Raw genomic sequence first — 23499 nt, forward strand, 5'->3', positions numbered from 1 at the left:
AAGGGAAGAGGTGATCTATGGCCAGGATGTCTTGGCATGAAGCGTGTCAACTTGATCGCTCTTTGACTGCGCTCAATCCGTTCTTCCCTGAGCCCGCCCAATACGCTCAAACGTTGACAGGCGGGCTGACCAACCGTTGTTGGAAAGTGGTCACTAATCGCGGCGCCTACGTATGGCGCCCGAATACGCCCATCACCAAAGCGTTTTCCATTTCGCGCTTTCAAGAGTATCAAATCCTCTCTGCACTCGAACACAATCCCATCGCACCTAAGCCGCATTACATTTGCGAACAAGGGCTATTGGTGGATTGGATCGAGGGTATTCCGCTGAGAGACGGCCTGTCGTTTGATGATCTGCTCGATACCATGGTGAGCGTTCATCAAGCCAACACACAACGTATTCCCGTCGCGCCGTTTAACTATACGGCCCGGGTTGATCATTACTGGATATTGATTGACGACACGCTCAAATCGGACTCGATTCGTGGTGTGTACGAAACGTGGCGCCGTGCGCCCAGTTTGGCGGATGTCGGCCATGTACTGTGTCATTTTGATTTGGCTGGGTACAACATGGTACGCACCACGCAAGGCATCACGGTGATCGATTGGGAATACGCATGCATCGCTGATCCTAGGCTGGATCTGACACTCAGTATCGACGTGTGTCAGCACGACCCTCAAGACGCGGTTTTTCGTTACTGTCAAAAACGAGGGGTAGAAGGTATTGATGATTGGGTCGAAGGCGTCATGGCTTGGCAGCCCAGAGCAAAAATGATGGCCATGCTTTGGTATCTTCTCGCTTACCAGTTGTGGGGGGAAGAGCAATATTTGACCGAGGCGACCCGGCTTGAAGGCTTATTTTGTAGCTAAGATCACTGTTTAGTGGTTTTGCAACGATAAAGTAAAATTTAACCCTACTATTTCTGGTAGATTTGGTCGTGGTAGAGTTGGAAGTATTAGGTTCGAGGGAATTAGAATGATTATTTATTTGCATGGCTTTGACTCCACAAGCCCAGGTAACCACGAAAAAGTCTTACAGTTGCAGTTTATTGATGACGATGTTCGTTTCATTAACTACAGCACATTGCACCCGAAACACGATATGCAGCATCTACTCAAAGAAGTGCACAAAGTGATTGAACAGTCGGAGGATACCTCTCCACTGATCTGCGGTGTGGGTCTTGGTGCCTATTGGTCAGAGCGTATTGGATTTTTGTGTGGCATCAAGCAGGTGATGTTTAATCCTAATCTTCATCCTGAGCGCACCATGCAGGGCCGGATCGACCGCCCTGAAGAGTATGAAGACATTGCGACCAAATGTGTGTCAGAGTTTCGCAGTAAAAATGCGGGCCAGTGTTTGGTGATCCTCTCTAAAGAGGATGAAATTCACGACAACAGTCAAACCGCCGAGGCGTTAGCGCCGTATTACGAAATCATTTGGGACGACACCCAGAGCCACAAATTCAAAAAGATCTCTCAACACCTTCAGACGATGAAAGCGTTCAAACAACGCTAATCATCGCGAGCACTTAACCATCAAGAGCGACAGGGTTTATGCCTGTCGCTCTGTTTGTCACCACTTGTCATTAATCCCTACAAAGTTAAGTGAGATAATCACATTCTCCTGTTGCGTGGCGGATTTTGCCCTATATAATGACTTCACTATAAATTTTTTGATAAATATCAAAAAAAATTGAGAGCAAGTAAAAAACTTGCCCCAAAAAACGAGTTGAGCGGCAAAAATGCCCGCTATTGAACGCCAATAACAAGCCTCATATCCGAAAACGTCATGCCAGAGTGCGAATCACGCACCGGTTAGGGTGAGTAACCGCATGGCAAGAGAGAATTTTCTCGAGCTGAGTAATCGGCTCGAATCATGATTATTTATATTTAGAGGAACGTTATTGTGACACGAATTATCGTTGTAGGCGGTGGTGCAGGCGGCCTGGAGCTTGCTACCAAACTGGGTCGTACATTGGGCCGTAAAGGCCGTGCGCAAGTCACCTTGGTTGACCGTAAGGCAAGCCACTTGTGGAAACCCTTGCTGCATGAAGTTGCGACAGGTTCACTGGATGAAGGTGTGGACGCGCTAAGCTACCGTGCGCACGCCAAAAATCACCACTTTGATTTCCAAATGGGTGCGCTCAAAGACATTGACCGCGAGCGTAAAGTGATCACACTGCACGAGCTGAAAGATGAGCATGGCGAACTGCTGATGCCAACGCGTGAGCTTGAGTACGATCTTCTGGTGATGGCCATTGGTTCTACCTCCAATGACTTTAACACGCCGGGCGTGCGTGACAACTGCATCTTCCTCGATAGCCCAGAGCAAGCGCACCGTTTCCGCACCGAAATGAACAATGAATTCTTAAAGCTGCACGCGAAAAATGGTCAAGGCACCGTGGATATCGCGATCGTAGGTGCAGGTGCAACCGGTGTTGAACTTTCTGCTGAGCTGCACAATGCAGTGAAAGAGTTGCGCACTTATGGTTTTGGTGACTTGGACTCAAGCAAGCTCAACGTCAACCTTGTTGAAGCGGGTGAGCGTATTCTTCCGGCTCTACCGCCACGCATTTCAAGTGCTGCCCATCAAGAGTTGACTAAGCTTGGCGTCAACGTGCGCACCGCGACTATGGTGACCAAAGCGGAAAAAGATGGCCTAGTGACCAAAGAGGGCGACAAAATCCCAGCGCAAATCATGGTTTGGGCTGCGGGTATCAAAGCGCCAGATTTCATTAAAGACATTGCAGGCTTAGAGACTAACCGCATCAACCAATTGGTGGTGAAAAGCACCTTGCAAACGACGCGTGACGATGACATTTTCGTGATTGGCGATCTCGCGCAATGCACGCAAGAAGACGGCTCGTTTGTGCCACCTCGTGCCCAGGCTGCACACCAAATGGCAAGCTGTGCGTTTTCCAATATTGTGGCGAAGATGAACGGCCGAGAGCTCAAGCCTTATGTCTACAAAGACAAAGGTTCACTGGTCTCTCTCAGCCGCTTCTCGACCGTTGGTAGCCTAATGGGCAACCTAACCAAAGGCTCAATGATGGTGGAAGGCCGTATCGCTCGCGTAGTTTACATTTCGCTCTACCGCCTACACCAAATGGCACTACACGGGATGTTCAAAACCGCGCTCATCATCCTCATGGGCCGCATCAACCGCGTGTTGAGACCCAACCTTAAGCTTCATTGATCAAAACAAGAAGAGCGCCGATTGGCGCTCTTCTCTTATACGGTTTTGAACTCAACGAATCAGTGTTAGACGTTTGATTCGTCTTTTGCCTCTTTTAGTGCCTGCAAATTTTCGTTGATCTTGAAGATAACAATCATCAATTCACACCAAATGCGAGCGCCAATCGCCCCACCAACCATCGTTAGCAATCCCAGCATAAAGGTTTGAAAGGTCACACCGCCGTATCCACTAAACATGGTTCCAATGCCAGAGATAATCGCAATGAGAAGCAGCAACCAGTAAAGTCCGGTGACTAGCTTTGGAGTGAGCATAGATTTAAACGAAAATATCGATTCCATTCTTAGATTTCCTTTCATAGATAAAGGGAGTAATCATGCCACAGTTTATGGCTCAACCTAGGACAAAGAGTCTGACGCCTGACACGAATTTGGCGTAAGTTATTGGCTAATCAGTAATTAACTGCTTTTATGATGAGGTTAAACTCAACCTGGAATCATTGAAAACACCAACCCCTCTTTAGGCTGGCCTTGGAAGACAAAGCGATTTTTCGACCGAGCTTCCAGTGTTGCGCCGCATTTAATGGCGAGGTGTTGACTGGGGAGGTTGTCTGGGTCGCAGACGATTTCGACACGGGTCAGTTTGAGTTGGGCAAAGCAGAACTCCACCAGCGCATTGAGCGCTTCTTGGCCGATGCCTTTGCCTTGGAACTCATCGGCTATCCAATAACCGATACTCGCCATGTTGAAGGTGTGGTAGAGCTCATTGATGGCGACCATGCCCACCAAAGCACCGGTTGCGCGTTGGAACACGCCAAAACCGTAGGCTTGAGATTTCACCCAGTTGAGTCGGGTTTGCAACAAGAAGGCTTCTGCGTCCTCTAGGGAGAACTCGGGGTGGCACCAGTCAATCCATTGGTGCAGGCTGGCAGAGTGCACAATCAGATGTTGAAACACCTCAGCATGCTCAGCGTCAATCAAGCCAAGTCGCAGGTTCGGGGTGATGATTTGGTAATCGGGTGACATAAACAACAGCCCTCGCGAGGAGGGCTGACAAGATTACTGCGCGACGCGGCGAACTTGGATAATCACGCCCATGAGAGGGTGATCTAAGTAGTGTGTTTCGGTACTGCGCATGCGGCGCTTTTGGTCGAAACGGTAAGACTTCAAGAAAGCCTGGGTTTCGACGGTTGGCGTGATGTCTTCCATCAAGCCGGCTTGGACCACCGCATTATCTTGCATACTATCTTGTGTGGCTTCTTGTGTGGCATCTTGTGTGGCAACGTTGGTTTGGATCGGTGCATCAAGAACCACTTCACGTACGCTTGGCGCTTTTAAATCAAGCTCGACATCGGCGTAAAGGTAATGCTCAACATACACTTGAAATGTACCGTCGAGTTCAAACAGCGGCGCTGGAATACTCTCTTCGGTTACCCCATCAATGACACTGGAGGTGGCATTACTGCCCGCAGGTGAGCCATCCACATTAAACTGATTGGAGTAATCTTTTCCTGCTTGAATGTGAAACACCGGCGCACCGAAACGGCCTTGGTCGCCTTGACGCCAAGCGGTGTGCATCAGTACATCAAAGCCCGCGTGACGTTTCAGCTTTTGCACTTGCTCACCAAGTTTATACTGTGAGTAAGGCAGTAACGTGACCTGCTTACTGGCTCTGAAACTGGCATCAGAAAATTTGCCCGCGCGCTCAAGACTGATCTCTGGCGGGTTATTCGGCCAAGATTCCGCAGTCATTTCTGGGTTGACGGCACGTTTAAAGATGATCACTTCAATATCAAATTGACGCTCGGCCCAAGAAGGCATCGCGACGAAAAAAAGCAGCAGGGTAATCAGCTTTTTCATTCCAACTCCATTGAAGAGGTAGCGTGTACCTCAAAATTGTTCATAGTCCGCAAGCGGCGCGCATTGCTGTTTCTTAATTCAAGCCCTGATGCCGAATGCTTAGGGCAGTCGATTTTGCTTGAATTCGCCTAGCATATCACTAACAAACTGAATTCGCTTGCGTCTGTCGACTAATGGTAGCGTAAACTTGAATTTGGTTGGGCCATCCATTGCGAATTTTTGCGGTTGTGATTGCAGTAGTTTAACCAGATAGACGGGGTTAATGTCAGCATCCGGATAGAACTCGATAAAACCGCCTTTTTCATGCGCTTCGATCTTCTTCACTTTAAGTTGCGCCGCTTCAATTTTTAACGCGGCTACCGAAAGCAGGTTTTTGGTGGCATCGGGCAGTGGACCAAAACGGTCTATCAGCTCAACTTTTAGCTCATCTAACTCATCTTGACTGCTGACGCTGGCGATCTGTTTGTACATCGACAGGCGCGTATTAACGTCAGGCAAGTAATCATCCGGCAGTAAGGCGGGTAGACGCATTTCCACTTCGGTTTGTTCGCGCAGTAGATCATCCAACGAAGGCTCTTTACCCTCCTTGAGCGCCTCGACCGCTTGTTCGAGCATTTCCATGTAGAGAGTAAAGCCAACCGATTGAATTTGGCCACTTTGCTCATCACCCAGCAATTCACCTGCACCGCGGATCTCTAAGTCATGGGTGGCAAGGGTGAAGCCTGCTCCTAAATCTTCCAGCGAGGCGATGGCTTCAAGACGTTTGACGGCGTCCTTGGTCATGGCTTTAGGGTGAGGGGTCAGCAAGTAGGCGTACGCTTGATGATGCGAACGTCCGACACGGCCGCGTAATTGGTGCAACTGCGCAAGACCTAGGTTGTCCGCGCGGTCCATGATGATGGTGTTGGCTGTCGGGACGTCGATACCAGTTTCAATGATGGTGGTACAGACTAAAACGTTGAAGCGCTGATGGTAGAAGTCATTCATGATGCGCTCAAGCTCGCGCTCACGCATTTGACCGTGTGCAGTAGTAATACGCGCTTCCGGGATGAGCTTTTCAAGATCCGCCGCCACTTTATCGATGGTCTCGACTTGGTTGTGCAAGAAGTACACCTGACCACCACGCATGATTTCACGCAGCACGGCCTCTCGAATCGTGGCGTCGTCGCTTTGACGGACGAAGGTTTTGATCGCTAACCGTCTAGCAGGTGGCGTGGCAATGATTGACAGATCGCGCATGCCACTCATCGCCATGTTCAAGGTGCGAGGGATAGGCGTTGCGGTCAGCGTTAGGATGTCGACATCCGCGCGCATCGCTTTCATTTTCTCTTTTTGACGCACACCAAAGCGGTGCTCTTCATCGACAATCAATAGGCCTAAATCGTTGAAGACAATATCATTTGAGAGCAATTTGTGCGTGCCGACTACAATGTCCACTTTGCCATCTTTGACATCTTGTAGCACTTGCTTTTGCTCTTTGGCGGTTTTAAAGCGCGACAGCACTTCAACGCGAATCGGCAGGTTGGCAAAGCGGTCACGGAAGTTTTCAAAATGCTGCTGCGCCAGTAGGGTGGTTGGTACGAGCACCGCAACTTGCTTGGCGTTGTCCGTGGCAACAAACGCCGCACGCATGGCGACTTCGGTTTTACCAAAGCCAACGTCACCACAGACCAAACGATCCATCGCTTTGGCTTGGCACATGTCAGACAGTACCGCGTTAATCGCCATCGCTTGATCGTCGGTTTCCTCAAATGGGAAGCCCGCTTTAAACGTTGCGTATTGTTCACGGTCAAGGGCAAACTTATGCCCGGGTTTGAGCTCGCGCTTGGCATAAACATCCAGCAATTCGGCGGCAACATCACGCACTTTCTCTGCGGCTTTACGCCGTGCTTTGCTCCAAGCATCGCCACCGAGTTTATGCAGCGGCGCTCCGTCCTCGGCACCGCCAGAGTAGCGGCTAATAAGGTTAAGCGAGGCAACGGGGACGTAAAGTTTGGCTTCGTTTTGGTACTCTAGCGTCACGTATTCAGTGACCATCCCACCTGCTTCAAGGGTTTGCAGACCGATGTAGCGGCCGATCCCGTGGTCGATGTGTACCACAGGTTGACCCTCTTTCAATTCGGCTAGGTTGCGAATGACCGCATCGCTGTTGGTGACTTTGCGATCTTTGCGGCGGCGCTGTATGACGCGATCGCCCAATAAGTCGCTTTCACAGACGAGAGCGACTTGCTCATCGCCAAACAAAAAGCCATGTTCAGAGGCGCCGATGACTAAGGTGTGTTTGTCCTTACTCTCTAGCGCGTCGGAAAAACTGTGCTTAAGTTCAGGGCGCAACTTGATACGTTGCAATAACTCAAGCAGTGCCTCGCGGCGACCTTCTGACTCCACCGAAAAGACAATCTTACCGCGATAGTGTTCGACGAAATGCCTCAATGCGGCTAAAGGTTCTTTGTGCTGATGCTGCACAAAGAGATCGGGTAAAGGCTCAATGTCTAGATTGGCTCGGCCTTGCTTGGCGGTGATGGGCTCGACAGAGAGCTCGACTTGGGCAAGGGGTTTAAATTGGCTAAACAGTTCGTCTTTTTTCAGCCACAACTCTTGTGGCGGCAATAACGGACGCAAAGGATCGACTTTGCGCTGTTCATAACGGTAGTCGACATCGGTTAAGAAGGTATCGATGGCTTGCTCAATATTGCCCACCGTCAACAGTTGGCTACCCTCTGGTAGGTAGTCAAACAGGGTTTCGGTGTGATCGAAAAAGAGTGGCTGCCAATACTCTATTCCCGCTGGCCAAGTACCTTTAGAGACTTGCATGTAGACAGACTCGGGCTCGCGGCGCGCTTCAAAGCGCTGACGCCATCGGATGCGAAAATCTTCAATCGCGGCTTCGGTAGTGGGGAACTCATGCGCTGGTAGCAGGCGGATCTCTTTGCGTTCTTCAATCGAGCGTTGGTTCTCCGGATCGAAGGTGCGGATGGTGTCGATTTCATCATCAAAGAAATCAATCCGGTAAGGATCGCTTGAGCCCATTGGGAAGAGGTCTAAAATCGAACCACGACTGGCGTATTCGCCGGGGCCAAACACTTGCTCAACGTGGCGATAGCCGGACTTTTCCAGTTGCAGGCGCAGTTTGTCGAGTGAGTACAAGTCTCCAGTTTTGACCATCAAGGTGTGGGCAAGCAAAAACTCACGCGGCGATTGGCGCTGCAGCAAGGTGTTCACCGGCACTATGGTGATGCCCGCGTTCAGCGTTGGCATTTGGTACAGGTGCGCTATGCGATCCGAGATGATTTCTTGATGGGGCGAGAAGCTGTCGTAAGGCAAAGTTTCCCAATCGGGGAAGAGGGCGACCGACTCACGAGTAAACTGCTCGATTTCTTGTAGCAATCTCAGCGCCGTTTGTGGATCGGGCACGGCTAACAGTGTGTGGCCTGAGTGTTGATTCGCCAACTCAGCAATCGCAAGTGGTAAGCTGGCGCCCTTGAGGTTACCAATCCGTTTCTTGTCCCCAGCACCTTGTGCTGATGCTAAGTTCAATAAAGATAGTTGTGGCATAGCAGTCGTTATTTTTCTCGATTGATGGAGCGTTGGCGCAGTAGCTTTTGTTGCTGCAACAAGGCGGCTTTAATCAGCAGATCTTGGTCGCTATCACGCAATAAGTCGTATTTGACTGTAATGAGGTAGCCATTATTGTCTGCCTCGCATTGAGTGACGTGCCCGTAGCAGTAGATGGCCGCCGCTGGGCTATCTAAAAAGAGTTTCAGGCGTAACTTGCTGTTGAGCGCAAGCGCGGTTTGGGCTTGATAGCTCAACTGGCTGGCACCAAATGCGCTGGTGTGAAAACGCAGGGCTTGATCATCTTGCTGAGAGAGCATAAAGGTCAACAGTAGGTTGAGCTTTGAGTTCTGCGTGTCGAGCAGTTCAATGACATGTTTGAAATCGCTGTTTTTTAGCTCACTGCGCGCGTGATCGTTGAGTAAATCCAGATGGCTAAATTCACTCGCCACTAAAAAGGGGGCGGGAATCTCGCGCTCAAACTGGTCAAAGCAAGGAAAGTCAGCACCTGCCTCTAGAGCCTCGACATTGATGGCGAGCGCGTGATTGACGGTGAAATATTCTTGTTCTGACATGCGTTTTCCTTGCGAGTTTTTTCTGATTATCGTCATACCAGAGCGTTTATCAAGGTATGCCTTTGTTTATTCCACATTTTCACCGCCATTTTGCAATTAAACACTACAACCCACGCAGATTAATGGGTAGAGTAAACGCCATCAAACATTGATGGTTGGTTTTATGTTTCATCCAGTCTCGACCTTTATCGGGCTTCGTTATTTACGTGGACGATCGGGTGACCGGTTCAGTCGCTTCGTCTCTTATATGTCAACCGCGGGCATTACTATTGGCGTGATGTCGCTGGTGACGGTGTTGTCGGTGATGAACGGTTTTGAATCGCAGCTTAAAAGTCGCATCCTTGGTGTTCTGCCGCAAGCCATCGTCTCGAATAGTGATGGTCATACTGTTCGTTCGGATACGCCGCCTGAGTTTGTTCGTGCGCTTTCTCCGTCTTCTACGCCGACGCCGATCGTTCAGAGTGAGGCGGTGATTCAAAGCGCAGAAAGTTTGAGTGCTGGCTTGATGGTAGGCATCGACCCGAATCTTGACCGTTCGATTGCCACGCACCTGTACGCGGGTTCGGCAGGGGAGCTGCAAACCGGGGCTTACCGCATCCTGATTGGCCAAACCTTGGCGCGAGGGTTGGATGTCTCGGTGGGTGACAAAGTGCGTCTGATGGTCACTGGCGCCAGTCAGTTTACGCCGCTTGGTCGTATTCCTAGCCAGCGTCTGTTTACGGTGGCAGGGATCTTTAACACAGGGTCAGACATCGATGGCCAACTGATGATGGTGCACATTGACGATGCCGCCAAACTGCTGCACATGAAAAGTGATGAGATGTCAGGCTGGCGACTCTATTTCGACGACCCATTTATCGTCAGTGAGCTTGGGCAAAAGTCTCTACCAGAGCTGTGGCAGTGGCAAGATTGGCGTGATCAGCGTGGGGAACTGTTCCAAGCGGTACGAATGGAAAAAAACATGATGGGGCTGATGCTAGGCCTAGTCGTTGGTGTGGCAGCATTTAACATTATTTCCGCCCTTATCATGGTGGTGATGGAAAAACAGTCGGAAGTGGCCATCTTAAAAACGCAAGGCATGCAAAATCATCACATTTTGGCTGTTTTCATGGTGCAAGGTGCAAGCAGCGGCATCATTGGCGCATTCATTGGTGGTGGCCTTGGTGTGCTGCTGGCGACGAATTTAAATGCGTTGCTTGATGCAGCGGGTATCGCGTTATTTGCGGTCGGCGGCGAGTTGCCGATCGTTATCTCCTGGCCGCAAATTCTCTTAGTGGTTTTGCTTGCGATTGCGCTTAGCCTAGCGGCGACCTTGTATCCTTCTTACCGAGCATCCTCGGTCAAACCTGCTGAGGCATTAAGATATGAGTAATCTCTTACGTTGTGAACATGTGTGTAAAACTTACCAAGAGGGCGAGTTAAGTACGCAGGTGTTAAAAGGGGTCAGCTTCGATATTGAGCGCGGCGAATTAGTGTCAATCATTGGCACATCGGGCTCGGGGAAAAGTACTTTGCTGCACATTTTGGGCGCGCTCGATGATGCTAGCGAAGGCCATGTGACATTTTTGGATCAGCCGCTCGCCGAGCTGAGCTCTAACAAGCAAGCGAAATTACGCAACCAGCATTTAGGGTTTGTTTACCAATTTCATCATCTGTTGGCAGATTTCAGCGCATTAGAAAATGTCGCTATGCCACTGCTGATTGGCGGCATGCCCGTGTCAGAAGCCAAACAGAAAGCGGCCGCGCTGCTGGACAAAGTGGGGTTGACCCATCGCATCGACCATCGTCCATCGGAGTTATCCGGTGGTGAACGCCAGCGGGTGGCGATTGCGCGCGCCTTGGTCAATAGCCCCGATCTGGTCTTGGCGGATGAACCGACTGGTAACCTTGACCATAAAACGGCGCTGGCGATTTACGATTTAATGCGCGAGCTCAATCGTGAATCAGGAACGGCTTTTTTAGTCGTGACCCACGATGGTGAGCTGGCGGAAAAAATGGATCGTCAGCTGCATATGCAAGATGGTCTGCTGATCGATATTAAGGAGTCGTAAGTGTTGTCTTCTTTGTCACTGTTTATCGGTGGTCGATTCAGTCGCGCAAAACAGCGCAACAAAATGGTGTCGTTCATTTCCATCTCCTCGACCATTGGTATTGCTGTTGGCGTTGCGGTGATCATCATTGGTTTGTCTGCAATGAATGGTTTTGAACGCGAGCTAAAAAATCGCGTATTGTCGGTGATTTCTCACGGCGAGTTCGAAGGCGTGCGCGGCCCACTCAACGAGTGGCCAAACGTGATTGAGCGCGCTCAGCGACATCCGAAAGTGGAAGCAGCTGCGCCGTTTGTCAAAATGACAGCGTTGGCGGAAAAAGGCAGTGCATTAAAAGCTCTTGAGGTGCGAGGCATCGACCCCGAAGCGGAAGCGCGGATTTCCAGTTTGGCGGAATTTATTGACCCGCAAGTCTGGGCAGAGTTTAAACCTGGACAACAGCAAGCCATTATTGGGCAAGGTGTGGCGGATGCGCTCGGCGCAAAGACGGGTGACGCCATTACACTGATGATTCCTACAGGTGGTGCGAGTCGACAGGTTCAGACCCCACGTCGAGTGCGAGTGACCATCGCAGGGATGTTGCAACTGAATGGTCAAATTGACCACAGTCTGATTTTAGTTCCGCTTCAGGATGCGCAGGAATATGGCCGTTTAGATAATGCCGTGACTGGGGTAGCGCTCAAAGTGAGCGATGTCCTAGACGCAACGGCGATTGTGCGTGAAGTGGGAAATACGCTAGATGTGTATGTTTACTTGCGCAGTTGGCAGCAAAAATACGGCTTTTTGTACCGAGATATTCAATTGGTGCGCACCATTATGTATTTGGTGATGGTACTGGTGATTGGTGTAGCGAGCTTTAATATCGTCTCGACCCTGATGATGGCCGTTAAAGATCGCGCAGCCGAGATCGCGATTTTACGCACCATGGGAGCCACCGATGGATTGGTTCGTCGGATTTTTGTCTGGCAAGGTGTCTTCTCAGGCGTGCTTGGCAGTGTGATTGGCAGTATTTTTGGCGTACTCGTGGCGTGGAATTTGACCTCTCTCATCCAGGGGCTGGAGTCGCTAACGGGGCACCAATTTCTTTCTGGCGACATTTACTTTGTCGATTTCCTTCCCTCTGAACTTCACGGCTTTGATGTGGCTTTGGTCTCTTTGACGGCCATCACCCTAAGCTTACTCGCCACTTGGTATCCTGCTTCTCGAGCGGTCAAACTGCACCCTGCGAGCGTTCTCAGTGCGAAGTAGCGATGGTGTTGTGTTTGTCCTGCAAAGCGAACAGTGAGAACAGAAAAAGGACCCGCGGGTCCTTTTTTCATCTTGATTCAACACGCCTTGCATCAGAATGTGTGAATAGGGTGGGTAGGCGTTGGTCTCTATCTGCTATTTTTTCAGCATTCTCGGTATTCTGAACTTTCGTTTTTGCCAACTACGGACAACCGAGTAGCGCCACAGCGCTTTGATGCCAAAATAGCCCAACATGGCGGAGACAATCCCGCAGATCAAGCAGCCGAGCAGGAATGGCGGGCCAATGGTGCTCATCTGTTGCAAGATGAACTCCCAAGAGAGTTCAAAGTGAAAGCGCTGCGGTGGGGTATGCATTACCCAAGTGCCCACTTTGTAGGCGAAGTAAAACATCACCGGCATGGTGATTGGGTTGCTGATCCAGACAAGCGCAACGGAGAGTGGCAGGTTAACGCCGCAAGCAATCGCTAACCCAGCAGACATGATCATCTGACTAGGCAGTGGGACAAAAGCCATAAACAACCCCACGGCGAAAGCACCTGCCGCTGAACGGCGATTCAAACACCACAAATTCGGGTTGTACAACACGTTGCCAAAAACCTTTAGTGCCTTTTGACGCTTGATTAACTCATGGTCAGGCATAAAGCGTTTGATAAATTTTCTTGGCATAGGGGACTATGGCTCACTATCTAATCAGTTGTTGGACTCTTGCTTCTTTTTCGGCGACCGTCATGAGCGCCGCAATTTGGCCAGCTATGCCAGATTGGATTTGGAGTGGCCTTAATGTCGGCCTCCTCGTGGTCTCTATTTGGATTCGTATGCTTCGAATCGGGTGGGGAATCAATGCCGGTCTGTTGTTAGTGATGCTTCATGGTCACTTAATTCACCAGCAAATAGAAACGCTCTTCCGTGCAGGGCCAGATATTACCATAAACGCGAAAGCTGACAGCTTTTTTAAACAAATAAGTCACGGCTTTAGAGGCGAAATTGTAGTTAGATCAATCAATGGCCAAACATTGCGCAGTTTGATACCAATGAAAGTTCAGTTTATATCGCCAATTGCTCTGCTGCCGGGCGATGAAATCGACGTTAAAGTGCGCTTAGAGCCTGTCGTCGGCTTACTCAATGAGGTGGGGTTTGATGCTGAAAAGCAGGCGTTGTCACGCCGATGGTTAGCCACCGCGGTAGCGCCTGCGAAGGCGCATTTTATCGTGCGCAGCCTACCCACTCTTCGTGCGCATTACTATCTTCTTCTCGAGCGTGCCATAGCGCCATACTCGCAGCGCGGTTTGATTGAAGCGTTGACCTTTGGTGCTCGGCATCATTTAAGTACGGAACAATCTGCTCAGTTGGCTCGCAGCGGGCTTGGCCACCTGATTGCCATTTCTGGCCTGCATATCGGCATCGCGTTTGGACTAGGGTGGTGGTTGGGGCGGGGTGTATTCATGCTATGGCCTAGGGCAAACGTGGCGCCGCTCATTTTGGGGCTTATCGTCGCCACTTGCTACGCTTGGCTCGCCGGTTTAACGCTACCCACTCAGCGCGCGTTACTGGCGTGTTTGTTGACCGTTGGACTGCTGCTGGTCAAACGCTATTGGCCGCTGCGGCTCAAGTGGTGTCTGGTGACTGCGATCTTGTTACTTTTTGACCCTTTCGCACCCTTGTCTCTCAGCTTTTGGATGTCGATTCTGGCGGTGACGATCATCTTCGTGTTTGTTTCCAGCCGCTACGCACAAACCGGCGCGCTTAGCAGTATGCTGCGCTTACAGGTTTTCTTTCTGCTTTTCATGACACCGCTGACGATACTATTTTTTGATGGCGTCAGTCGCATCGCGTTTCTCACTAATCTGGTCTGTGTGCCGCTGTTTTCGTTCATTATCATTCCTCTCACTCTGCTCGCGTTGCTGGCCCAGTTGCTATTCGATTGTTCGTTGTTGTGGCCGTTAATCAATAGGTTGTTGCAATGGGTGTCGAATGCTTTGGGTCATTGGGACTTGTGGTGGTGGGTCGCAGACGATTGGGCAATGCTGTTCGGAATGATCGCTCTGCTAGCGCTGGTTTCTGTCTGGGTACGCAAGCGGGTGTTGTTGCTGATTTTTGCTGTGACGGCGATGGGGCGGATAGAATTTGCTCCCAAGCCATTATGGGAGATGTGGATGCTAGATGTCGGGCATGGTCTCGCTGTTGTGATTCGACAAGGCGAGAGCGCGCTGGTTTATGACACGGGCAGCGCTTGGCAAGACTCGAGCTATGCGGAGCAGCTAATCACGCCACTGCTGTACAAGCGGGGGATTCGCCGTGTTGACTATCTAATCCTCAGCCATATGGACTGGGATCATGCCGGTGGTTGGCAGCCATTAGTGGCAGAGTGGCAACCGGCACTCATCAGCAGTCAACATGGCGTAGGTGATGTGCCCTGTCGTCAAGGTCAAACCCTACAGTGGCAGCGTTTGACACTTGAGGTCTTATGGCCGCCAACAAAGGTCTCTCGAGCGTTCAATCCGCACTCTTGTGTTGTTCGAGTGAGCTCGCCAGAGGCGTCGGTGTTACTGACCGGAGACATTGATGCCATTGCTGAGTGGCTATTGCTCCGAGAGCCGCAATATCTGAAGGCCGACATCCTCATAGTGCCCCATCATGGCAGCCGGACCTCGTCTTTGCCCGCGTTTATCGACGCCGTTTCACCGAGGTTGGCTTTAGCGTCGTCAGCGTATCGAGGGCGCTGGACACTGCCACACCCATTGGTGGTGGAGCGCTATCAAATTCGTGGTATTGATTGGCGTGATACCGGTACCTTTGGCCAGTTGACGGTGAAATTTTATCCAAACGAGTGGTTTGTCCATGGGATTCGAGAGGTCAAAGGCCGGGCATGGTATAGGCAGATGCTGCGTAACGGAGTAGAATGACCGCAATATTGTAAGAAAAATAAAGCCTTTCTATGTCACAACACCAAGATGAAACCACCTGGACCACGTTTAAACGATTGTGGACATACATTCGCCTGTACAAAGCGGGTCTCGTGGTCGCGATCATTGCGCTTGTCATTAACGCCTTTGCGGACACCTACATGATCTCCTTGCTCAAGCCTTTGCTCGATGAAGGGTTTGGTGATGCAGACTCCAACTTTTTGCGCACTCTGCCGTTTATCATTTTGGGGATGATGGTGCTCAGGGGCTTGAGTGGATTCGTCTCAACCTACTGTTTGAGTTGGGTATCGGGCAATGTGGTGATGTTGATGCGTCGCCGTATCTTTGCTCAGTTTATGCATATGCCGGTGTCGTTTTTTGATAAAGAGTCGACCGGTGGTTTACTGTCTCGTATTACCTATGACTCCGAGCAGGTGGCAGGTGCAACCAGCCGTGCGTTAGTCAGTATCGTGCGTGAAGGCGCGAGTATTATTGGTTTACTTGTCCTAATGTTTTGGAACAGTTGGCAGCTATCTTTAGTCTTGTTTGTCGTCGCTCCCGTGGTGGCATGGGGGATTGGCGTGGTCTCCAAACGTTTTCGCCGTATTTCAAAAAATATGCAAGATGCGATGGGCAACGTTACCTCTTCGGCGGAGCAGATGCTGAAAGGCCACAAAGTCGTATTGAGTTATGGCGGTCAGGATGTGGAAACCAAGCGTTTTGACGAAGTGAGTAATCGCATGCGCCAACAGACGATGAAGCTTGTCGCTGCTCAAGCGATCGCCAATCCGGTGATTCAAGTGATCGCGTCGATGGCATTGGTGGTGGTGCTGTTTTTGGCTAGCGTCGATTCGATTCGTGCTGACCTGACGCCGGGCACCTTTACGGTCATCTTCTCTGCCATGTTTGGCTTGATGCGCCCTCTGAAATCTCTCACTAACGTCACCTCAGAATTTCAGCGCGGTATGGCGGCAAGCCAAACCTTGTTTGGCCTGATGGATCTTGAGACTGAGAAAGATACCGGTCAATACAGCACGGACAAAGTCCGCGGTGATATTGAAGTGAAAGACGTCACCTTCACCTACGGTGGCAAAGAGAAACCGGCACTCAGCCAAGTGAGCTTTTCTATCCCGCAGGGTAAGACGGTAGCGCTGGTGGGCCGCTCGGGTTCAGGCAAAAGTACCATTGCCAATCTCTTTACCCGTTTTTACGACGTTGATTCAGGCACCATCTTGCTCGATGAACACGACATCCGCGATTACAGCCTAAGCAATCTGCGCAGTCACTTTGCCCTTGTGTCGCAAAATGTGCACTTGTTCAATGACACCATTGCCAACAACATTGCTTATGCGGCGAAAGACAAATACAGCCGCGAGCAAATCGAAGAAGCCGCGCGTTTGGCGTACGCGATGGATTTCATTGAAGGCATGGATGACGGATTAGATACTGTGATTGGTGAAAACGGAACTAGCTTGTCAGGCGGTCAACGTCAACGTATCGCGATTGCGCGAGCGTTGCTGCGTGATGCCCCTGTACTGATCTTGGATGAGGCCACATCGGCGCTAGATACTGAGTCTGAGAAGGCAATCCAGTCCGCACTCGATGAACTGCAGAAAAACAAAACGGTGTTGGTGATTGCGCACCGACTGTCGACCATTGAAAATGCGGATGAAATCCTGGTTGTTGATGAGGGTGAAATTGTTGAGCGTGGCTCACACGCTGAGCTGTTGTCCCAAGACGGTGCGTATGCGCAGCTTCACCGTATTCAATTTGGTGCTTAATCGGTGATTGAGCAGATTTGGTTTGGTCAACACCCCCTTCGTTGGTTAGCCTGGCCGCTTCTATGGCCGCTAAGTCGTTTGTTTGCGGTTATCAGTCAGCGCCGACGTCAGCAGTTCGAGTCTGGCGTTAAACAGAGCTATCGAGCGCCAGTGCCTGTAGTGGTGGTGGGTAATATCACCGCCGGTGGCAATGGCAAAACGCCGGTCGTGATCTGGCTGGTTGAGACCTTACAAGCGCTCGGTTTCACGCCGGGTGTGGTGTCACGGGGCTACGGCGCGAAAGCGCCGTCTTATCCGTTGATGGTGGACGCTTCAACGCTAACCCAGCATTGTGGTGATGAACCTAAGCTTATTTATCAGCGCACCGGTGCGCCGGTTGCTGTGTCACCGGTTCGGTCTGAGGCAGTAAAAGCCTTATTACCACAAGGCGTGGATATCATCATTACCGACGATGGGTTGCAGCATTACGCCTTACAAAGAGACATAGAGTTGGTGGTTGTGGATGGTGCTCGCCGTTTTGGTAACGAACAACTTTTGCCGTTAGGGCCGCTGCGCGAATCGACCGCTCGATTGCAAAGTGTTGATGCCATCATTACCAACGGGGGCAATGCTCACCCGGGTGAAGCATCGATGCAATTGGTGCCAGACCTTGCCGTCAACCTAACAACCGGAGAGCGTCGCGCAGTCGGCGAACTTGGGCGCTTAATCGCGATGGCTGGAATTGGTCATCCACCACGATTTTTCAATACCTTAGCCCAGCTCGGTGCGCAGGTGACTATGAGCCAAGGCTTTGCCGATCACAAAGATTTCTCCGCCGATGAATTAATCGCGTTGGCTGCAAAAGGCGACGCTTTGATCATGACAGAAAAAGATGCCGTAAAATGTACGCAATTTGCGCAGGACAACTGGTGGTATTTGCCCGTGTCTGCCAAATTTGAGCCACAGGATGCCGCGTACATCATCAATAAAATTAAAGAGGTGAAAGAGCAGTATGGACCATCGTCTTCTTGAAATCGTTGCTTGCCCAGTGTGCAAAGGAAAGCTGACGTTCGACAAAGATAAACAAGAGCTAATTTGTAAATTGGATCGACTTGCTTACCCAATTAAAGAGGGCATTCCTGTCCTGCTCGAACCTGAAGCTCGCCAAATGAGCATGGATGAGGGTCGCTAATGGCTTTTACTGTCGTTATACCTGCGCGCTATCAATCTAGCCGCTTACCGGGTAAGCCTATTGCCGATATCGCTGGTAAGCCTATGGTGCAACGCGTTTACGAGCAAGCCATTCAAGCGGGTGCCGAGCGAGTGATCGTTGCGACCGATGATGAACGAGTTGAGCAAGCCGTGCGAGCCTTTGGTGGTGATGTGTGCATGACGTCAGACAAGCACGAATCAGGCACCGAGCGCTTAGCGGAAGTGGTTGAACAGATGGGCATTGCTGACGATCACATTATCGTCAATGTTCAAGGTGATGAGCCTTTGATACCGCCATCGATCATTTCTCAAGTGGCCGATAACCTTGCCCGTTGCAACGCGCCAATGGCCACGTTGGCGGTAGAGATCCGTGATGAAGAGGAAGTGTTCAATCCCAATGCGGTGAAAGTGGTGGTAGACCAGCAAGGTTTTGCCCTTTACTTTAGCCGGGCGACGATTCCTTGGGATCGTGACCACTTTGCTAGCGGTAATGCCGATGCCAAACAGCCTCTACTGCGTCATATCGGTATTTATGCCTATCGTGCGGGATTCATCAATACCTATGTCAATTGGCAGCCTACGCCACTAGAGCGTATTGAGTGCTTAGAGCAGCTTCGTGTGCTCTGGTATGGAGAAAAAATCCATGTCGATGTTGCCAAAGAAGCGCCGGCCGCTGGAGTGGATACACCACACGATCTTGATGTCGTCAGACGTCATTTTAGTGCTTAAGTGCGCATCCCACTAACACCATAGAATATTAAGGCCCAGAAACGGACAGGTTTCTGGGCCTTTTGCTTTATGCGTGGTAGGTTGCTTTTATACGTAACAGGATGTCAGCGCACAGCGTTTAGATTTTCGTGTCGTAGTCGTTGCGCTTAGGACAGGTGCCGAGAATCTCACGTCGCCCAGTCTCCTTCACCTCTTCGAGTACCACATCGAATCCCCATAGACGGTAGACATGTTTGAGCACTTCCTCGTAGCTCTCATCGAGTGGAATACGGTCATGAGGCACGTATTGCAGGGTTAATGAGCGGTCCCCACGCACGTCAACGTTATACACTTGGATATTGGGCTCAAGGTTGCTCAAGTTGTATTGCGCCGCGAGCTTTTCACGAATGGCGCGGTAGCCAATATCGTTGTGAATCGCGGTGACTTCAATAAAGTTTTTCCTATCATCATCGGTGATGGAGAACAGCTTAAAGTCGCGGATCACTTTCGGCGATAGGTATTGGCTGATGAAGCTTTCGTCTTTAAAGTTGTGCATCGCAAAGTGCACCGCTTCTAGCCAATCGCTGCCCGCTAGCTCTGGGAACCACTCTTTGTCCTCATCCGTAGGCGCTTCACAAATGCGACGTATATCCCTAAACATCGCAAAGCCGAGTGCGTAGGGATTGATACCACTAAAATAGGGGCTGTTATAGGGCGGCTGAGCCACCACACTGGTGTGGCTATGAAGGAACTCTAAGATAAAGCGTTCGCTGACCAAACCTTCATCGTACATGTGGTTGAGAATGGTGTAGTGCCAGAAGGTTGCCCAGCCTTCGTTCATCACTTGGGTTTGCTTTTGCGGGTAGAAGTATTGGCTAATTTTACGCACGATGCGCACGATCTCACGTTGCCATGGCTCCAGCAACGGGGCGTGCTTTTCAATGAAATAGAGAATGTTCTCTTGTGGCTCTGTCGGGAAGAGCAGTTTGCTTTTCTCTTGCTCTACCTTGTTTTTGGGTACTGTGCGCCATAGGTCATTGACTTGAGATTGCAGGTACTCTTCACGCTCTTCTTGGCGCATTTTTTCTTCGGCAATCGAGATCTTTTCCGGACGTTTGTAGCGATCTACGCCAAAATTCATCAAGGCGTGGCACGAGTCGATAAGCTCTTCAACTTCTTTGACGCCATACTTTTGTTCGCACTCGGCAATGTAGTTTTTCGCAAACAGCAAATAGTCAATGATCGAACTGGCATCAGTCCAAGTTTGGAACAGATAATTGCCTTTAAAAAAGGAGTTGTGCCCGTAGCAGGCGTGCGCCATCACTAGGGCTTGCATGGTAACGGTATTTTCCTCCATCAAGTAGGCGATACATGGGTCAGAGTTGATCACGATTTCGTACGCCAGCCCCATTTGACCGTGTTTATAGCCTTGCTCGGTTTGAATGAACTTTTTACCAAACGACCAGTGGTTATAATTGATGGGCATACCAATACTCGAATAGGCGTCCATCATCTGCTCTGAGGTGATCACTTCAATCTGATTGGGGTAGGTGTCGAGTCGATAATGCTCGGCGACGCGTTTGATCTCCATGTGATAACGTTCAATGAGATCGAATGTCCAATCAGGACCATCGGGCAGTCTATTTGCGTTTGATTTGGCAGACTTTTTTGTTTTCGTCGTCATAGCGCCTCCCTATGCATGCTCTTTGCGAAACAACTCTCTAAACACCGGGAAGATATCTTCGACGCTGCGAATGTTCTTCATCGCAAAGTTGTCAAAGCTGTTTTCCAGCTTCTCATATTCGTGCCAAAGCGTTTGGTGTGAACGGCGAGTTATTTCAATGTACGAATAGTACTGACACTCAGGTAATAACTGTTTGGTGAGCAATTCTCGACAGCGAGGTGAGTCGTCTGCCCAGTTATCGCCATCCGATGCTTGCGCGGCATAAATGTTCCATTCAGCGGTTGGAAATCTGTCTTTGATGATCTCGTCCATCAGTTTCAACGCACTGGAGACGATGGTGCCGCCGGTCTCTTGCGAATAGAAAAACTCGTGCTCATCGACTTCTTTGGCTTGGGTGTGGTGACGGATAAAGACCACTTCGACGTTTTCATAGGTGCGAGTCAAGAACAGGTAGAGCAGCACATAAAAGCGTTTGGCAATGTCTTTGGTGGCTTGGTCCATCGAGCCTGACACATCCATCAAACAGAACATCACCGCTTGGCTAGATGGAATCGGGCGTCGTTCGTAATTTTTGAAGCGAAGATCAAAGGTATCGATAAAGGGCACGGTGTCGATTTTTTTACGCAGTGCCGCGATTTCGTCCTGTAGGCGCTTCTCTTCAAGCAGTTGGGCAGGCTCACTCATCTTGACTTCATCGAGCGCCGCTTCGAGCTCTCGTAGCATGCGACGTTTGCCCGCGGTCATGGCTGTGCGGCGAGCAAGGGATTGCTGCAAAGATTTCACAATCGCGATGTTGGCGGGAACACCAGCGGTTTGATAGCCTGCGCGATGGGTTTTCCATTCGGTGATTTTGTTGATTTGGTTTTTTTCAAGGTTTGGTAGTTCCAAATCCTCAAACAGAATATCAAGATACTCATCTTTGGATATTTGAAACACAAAATCGTCTTGGCCTTCGCCGTCGGGACTGGCTTCACCTTCTCCTGAACCGCCGCCTTGACCCCCCCCTTTCGGGCGCTCGATTTTATCGCCGGTGATAAATTGATCGTTACCTGGGTGAACGCGTTCTTTCAATCCCCCTTTACCTTGATGAAACACAGGTTCGCTGATGTCTTTGTGTGGAATAGAGACGTCTTCACCAGAGTCCGTATTCGTAATAGAACGTCGATTCACGGCATCTGCTACGGACTCTTTGATCTGCTCTTTATGACGGCGAATAAAGCGCTGGCGGTTTACCGCGCTTTTATTCTTACCGTTCAGTCGTCGGTCAATAAATTGCGCCATGAGTTCCCCCTCAATTGCGTTAACGTCGTCAATACGCCCCTTGGATTGAATCACCAAGGGGCGATGTGCTTAAGACGATTTACGTACGCGTAGATACCACTCAGAAAGCAAACGAACTTGGCGTTCGGTATAGCCTTTTTCCATCATACGAGCGACAAAGTCGTCGTGTTTCTTCTGATCTTCAGAAGAGGTTTTAGCGTTAAACGAAATGACTGGGAGCAACTCTTCGGTGTTAGAGAACATTTTCTTCTCGATAACGGTGCGAAGTTTCTCGTAGCTCGTCCAGACCGGATTTTTACCTTCGTTGTTGGCGCGAGCGCGGAGCACGAAGTTCACGATCTCATTACGGAAATCTTTTGGATTACTGATGCCTGCCGTCTTCTCAATTTTCTCCAGTTCGTTATTGAGCGCTGAGCGGTCAAACAATTGGCCGGTTTCAGGGTCGCGGTACTCTTGGTCTTGAATCCAGAAATCAGCATAGGTCACGTAGCGATCAAAGATGTTTTGACCGTACTCCGAGTAAGACTCGAGATAGGCGGTCTGGATCTCTTTGCCGATAAATTCGACGTAGCGTGGTACTAAGTAACCTTTCAAGAACTCAAGGTATCGCTCAGCGGTCTCTTGAGGGAACTGCTCACGCTCAATTTGCTGCTCAATCACATAGAAGAGGTGAACAGGGTTCGCAGCGACTTCCGCGCTGTCGAAGTTGAACACGCGCGAGAGGATCTTGAACGCAAAACGGGTCGAGAGACCAGACATCCCCTCATCAACACCGGCGAAGTCACGGTATTCCTGATAGCTTTTTGCTTTCGGATCAGTGTCTTTAAGGGTTTCCCCGTCGTAGACGCGCATTTTTGAGAAAATAGACGAGTTCTCTGGCTCTTTGAGGCGCGATAGAATACTGAACTGTGATAGCAATTCGAGCGTGCTGGGTGAGCACGGTGCTTTGGCAAGCTCGGAGTGATCAAGCAGTTTCTGGTAGATTTTCACCTCTTCAGACACGCGCAGACAGTAAGGAACTTTGACAATGTAGACACGGTCTAAGAACGCCTCATTGTTTTTGTTATTGCGGAAGGTCTGCCATTCGGATTCGTTGGAGTGCGCGAGAATCATGCCATCAAACGGCAGCGCAGATAGCCCCTCAGTACCGTTATAGTTGCCTTCTTGCGTTGCGGTAAGCAGCGGGTGAAGCACTTTGATTGGCGCTTTAAACATCTCAACGAATTCCATTAAGCCTTGGTTTGCACGACACAAGGCACCGGAATAGCTGTAAGCATCGGGATCGTCTTGGGAGAAGTGTTCTAACTGACGAATATCGACTTTACCGACCAGTGATGAAATGTCTTGGTTGTTTTCATCGCCGGGCTCAGTTTTGGCAATCGCACGTTGGTCCAAAATGGATGGGCGCACTTTCACAACTTTAAATTTGGAGATGTCACCGCCGAATTCATGTAGGCGCTTGGCTGCCCAAGGC

The 23499-nt window shown here is 50.3% G+C and carries 20 protein-coding genes; 11 read left to right on the forward strand and 9 right to left on the reverse strand.

Features of this window, described 5'->3' with window-relative positions; all coding sequences use genetic code 11:
• The first annotated feature begins 17 nt into the window (after window positions 1–17).
• The 3 genes from AC6R0S_RS02695 to AC6R0S_RS02705 all read left to right on the forward strand — a co-directional run bounded on the left by AC6R0S_RS02695 (window position 18) and on the right by AC6R0S_RS02705 (window position 3195).
• Entirely contained in the window at window positions 18–869 is an 852-nt protein-coding gene (locus AC6R0S_RS02695; protein ID WP_500630288.1) for a phosphotransferase, read from the forward strand.
• 106 nt (window positions 870–975) lie between these two features.
• Entirely contained in the window at window positions 976–1515 is a 540-nt protein-coding gene (gene ycfP / locus AC6R0S_RS02700) for an alpha/beta hydrolase YcfP (RefSeq protein ID WP_500626121.1), read from the forward strand.
• A 390-nt stretch (window positions 1516–1905) separates the two neighbouring features.
• The gene (locus AC6R0S_RS02705; RefSeq protein WP_334552508.1) at window positions 1906–3195 is read left to right on the forward strand and encodes an NAD(P)/FAD-dependent oxidoreductase; all 1290 of its coding nucleotides are present in this window, start codon (window positions 1906–1908) and stop codon (window positions 3193–3195) included.
• A gap of 65 nt (window positions 3196–3260) precedes the next feature.
• Here AC6R0S_RS02705 and AC6R0S_RS02710 read toward each other — a convergent pair whose 3' ends face one another.
• The 5 genes from AC6R0S_RS02710 to AC6R0S_RS02730 all read right to left on the reverse strand — a co-directional run bounded on the left by AC6R0S_RS02710 (window position 3261) and on the right by AC6R0S_RS02730 (window position 9181).
• Entirely contained in the window at window positions 3261–3533 is a 273-nt protein-coding gene (locus AC6R0S_RS02710) for a DUF4282 domain-containing protein (protein ID WP_500630287.1), read from the reverse strand.
• 144 nt (window positions 3534–3677) lie between these two features.
• Window positions 3678–4217, reverse strand: a complete 540-nt coding sequence (locus AC6R0S_RS02715; protein ID WP_500630286.1) for a GNAT family N-acetyltransferase — start codon at window positions 4215–4217, stop codon at window positions 3678–3680.
• Window positions 4218–4250: 33 nt separating this feature from the next.
• Window positions 4251–5051 carry a peptidoglycan binding protein CsiV gene (locus tag AC6R0S_RS02720; RefSeq protein ID WP_500637151.1) on the reverse strand — a complete coding sequence of 267 codons (801 nt, stop codon included), beginning with the start codon at window positions 5049–5051 and terminating at the stop codon, window positions 4251–4253.
• A gap of 99 nt (window positions 5052–5150) precedes the next feature.
• Window positions 5151–8606 carry a transcription-repair coupling factor gene (mfd, locus tag AC6R0S_RS02725; protein ID WP_500637152.1) on the reverse strand — a complete coding sequence of 1152 codons (3456 nt, stop codon included), beginning with the start codon at window positions 8604–8606 and terminating at the stop codon, window positions 5151–5153.
• Window positions 8607–8614: 8 nt separating this feature from the next.
• Window positions 8615–9181, reverse strand: a complete 567-nt coding sequence (locus tag AC6R0S_RS02730; RefSeq protein ID WP_500632666.1) for a PilZ domain-containing protein — start codon at window positions 9179–9181, stop codon at window positions 8615–8617.
• 163 nt (window positions 9182–9344) lie between these two features.
• Between AC6R0S_RS02730 and lolC the strand changes: the two genes are divergently transcribed.
• The 3 genes from lolC to lolE are packed head-to-tail and all read left to right on the forward strand — an operon-like array spanning window position 9345 to window position 12477.
• Window positions 9345–10553, forward strand: a complete 1209-nt coding sequence (gene lolC, locus AC6R0S_RS02735) for a lipoprotein-releasing ABC transporter permease subunit LolC (protein WP_500637153.1) — start codon at window positions 9345–9347, stop codon at window positions 10551–10553.
• Entirely contained in the window at window positions 10546–11232 is a 687-nt protein-coding gene (gene lolD, locus AC6R0S_RS02740; protein ID WP_500630281.1) for a lipoprotein-releasing ABC transporter ATP-binding protein LolD, read from the forward strand. Before lolC ends, lolD begins: the two co-directional genes overlap by 8 nt.
• On the forward strand, window positions 11233–12477 hold the full coding sequence (lolE, locus tag AC6R0S_RS02745; protein WP_500630280.1) for a lipoprotein-releasing ABC transporter permease subunit LolE: 1245 nt from the start codon (window positions 11233–11235) through the stop codon (window positions 12475–12477). It abuts the gene before it with no gap.
• Window positions 12478–12612: 135 nt separating this feature from the next.
• Here lolE and AC6R0S_RS02750 read toward each other — a convergent pair whose 3' ends face one another.
• A complete protein-coding gene (locus AC6R0S_RS02750) occupies window positions 12613–13143 on the reverse strand; it encodes a DUF2062 domain-containing protein (protein ID WP_334552499.1) in 531 nt (176 codons plus the stop codon).
• A gap of 365 nt (window positions 13144–13508) precedes the next feature.
• Between AC6R0S_RS02750 and AC6R0S_RS02755 the strand changes: the two genes are divergently transcribed.
• Genes AC6R0S_RS02755 through kdsB form a run of 5 tightly spaced genes read left to right on the forward strand, consistent with a single transcriptional unit; the run spans window position 13509 to window position 19081 of the window.
• Window positions 13509–15380 (forward strand): DNA internalization-related competence protein ComEC/Rec2, encoded by a 1872-nt coding sequence (locus AC6R0S_RS02755; protein ID WP_500637154.1) that lies wholly within the window; start codon window positions 13509–13511, stop codon window positions 15378–15380.
• Between the two features lie 32 nt (window positions 15381–15412).
• Window positions 15413–17161, forward strand: coding sequence for a lipid A ABC transporter ATP-binding protein/permease MsbA (gene msbA, locus AC6R0S_RS02760; RefSeq protein ID WP_500630278.1), 1749 nt, complete (start codon window positions 15413–15415; stop codon window positions 17159–17161).
• Between the two features lie 3 nt (window positions 17162–17164).
• The gene (gene lpxK / locus AC6R0S_RS02765) at window positions 17165–18172 is read left to right on the forward strand and encodes a tetraacyldisaccharide 4'-kinase (protein WP_500632661.1); all 1008 of its coding nucleotides are present in this window, start codon (window positions 17165–17167) and stop codon (window positions 18170–18172) included.
• Window positions 18153–18332, forward strand: coding sequence for a Trm112 family protein (locus AC6R0S_RS02770; RefSeq protein WP_005474972.1), 180 nt, complete (start codon window positions 18153–18155; stop codon window positions 18330–18332). The genes lpxK and AC6R0S_RS02770 overlap by 20 nt, the downstream gene beginning before the upstream one ends.
• Entirely contained in the window at window positions 18332–19081 is a 750-nt protein-coding gene (kdsB, locus tag AC6R0S_RS02775; RefSeq protein WP_500632660.1) for a 3-deoxy-manno-octulosonate cytidylyltransferase, read from the forward strand. Before AC6R0S_RS02770 ends, kdsB begins: the two co-directional genes overlap by 1 nt.
• Window positions 19082–19199: 118 nt before the next feature.
• Here kdsB and AC6R0S_RS02780 read toward each other — a convergent pair whose 3' ends face one another.
• From AC6R0S_RS02780 to AC6R0S_RS02790, 3 genes are all read right to left on the reverse strand, one after another.
• Window positions 19200–20744 carry a SpoVR family protein gene (locus AC6R0S_RS02780; protein ID WP_500637155.1) on the reverse strand — a complete coding sequence of 515 codons (1545 nt, stop codon included), beginning with the start codon at window positions 20742–20744 and terminating at the stop codon, window positions 19200–19202.
• A gap of 9 nt (window positions 20745–20753) precedes the next feature.
• Window positions 20754–22025, reverse strand: a complete 1272-nt coding sequence (locus tag AC6R0S_RS02785) for a YeaH/YhbH family protein (RefSeq protein WP_487901151.1) — start codon at window positions 22023–22025, stop codon at window positions 20754–20756.
• A 69-nt stretch (window positions 22026–22094) separates the two neighbouring features.
• Window positions 22095–23499: PrkA family serine protein kinase (locus AC6R0S_RS02790; protein WP_500637156.1), on the reverse strand; the 1405-nt coding region annotated here is incomplete at its 5' end.

Source organism: Vibrio sp. R15-SG3-ISO1B, from assembly GCF_059833835.1.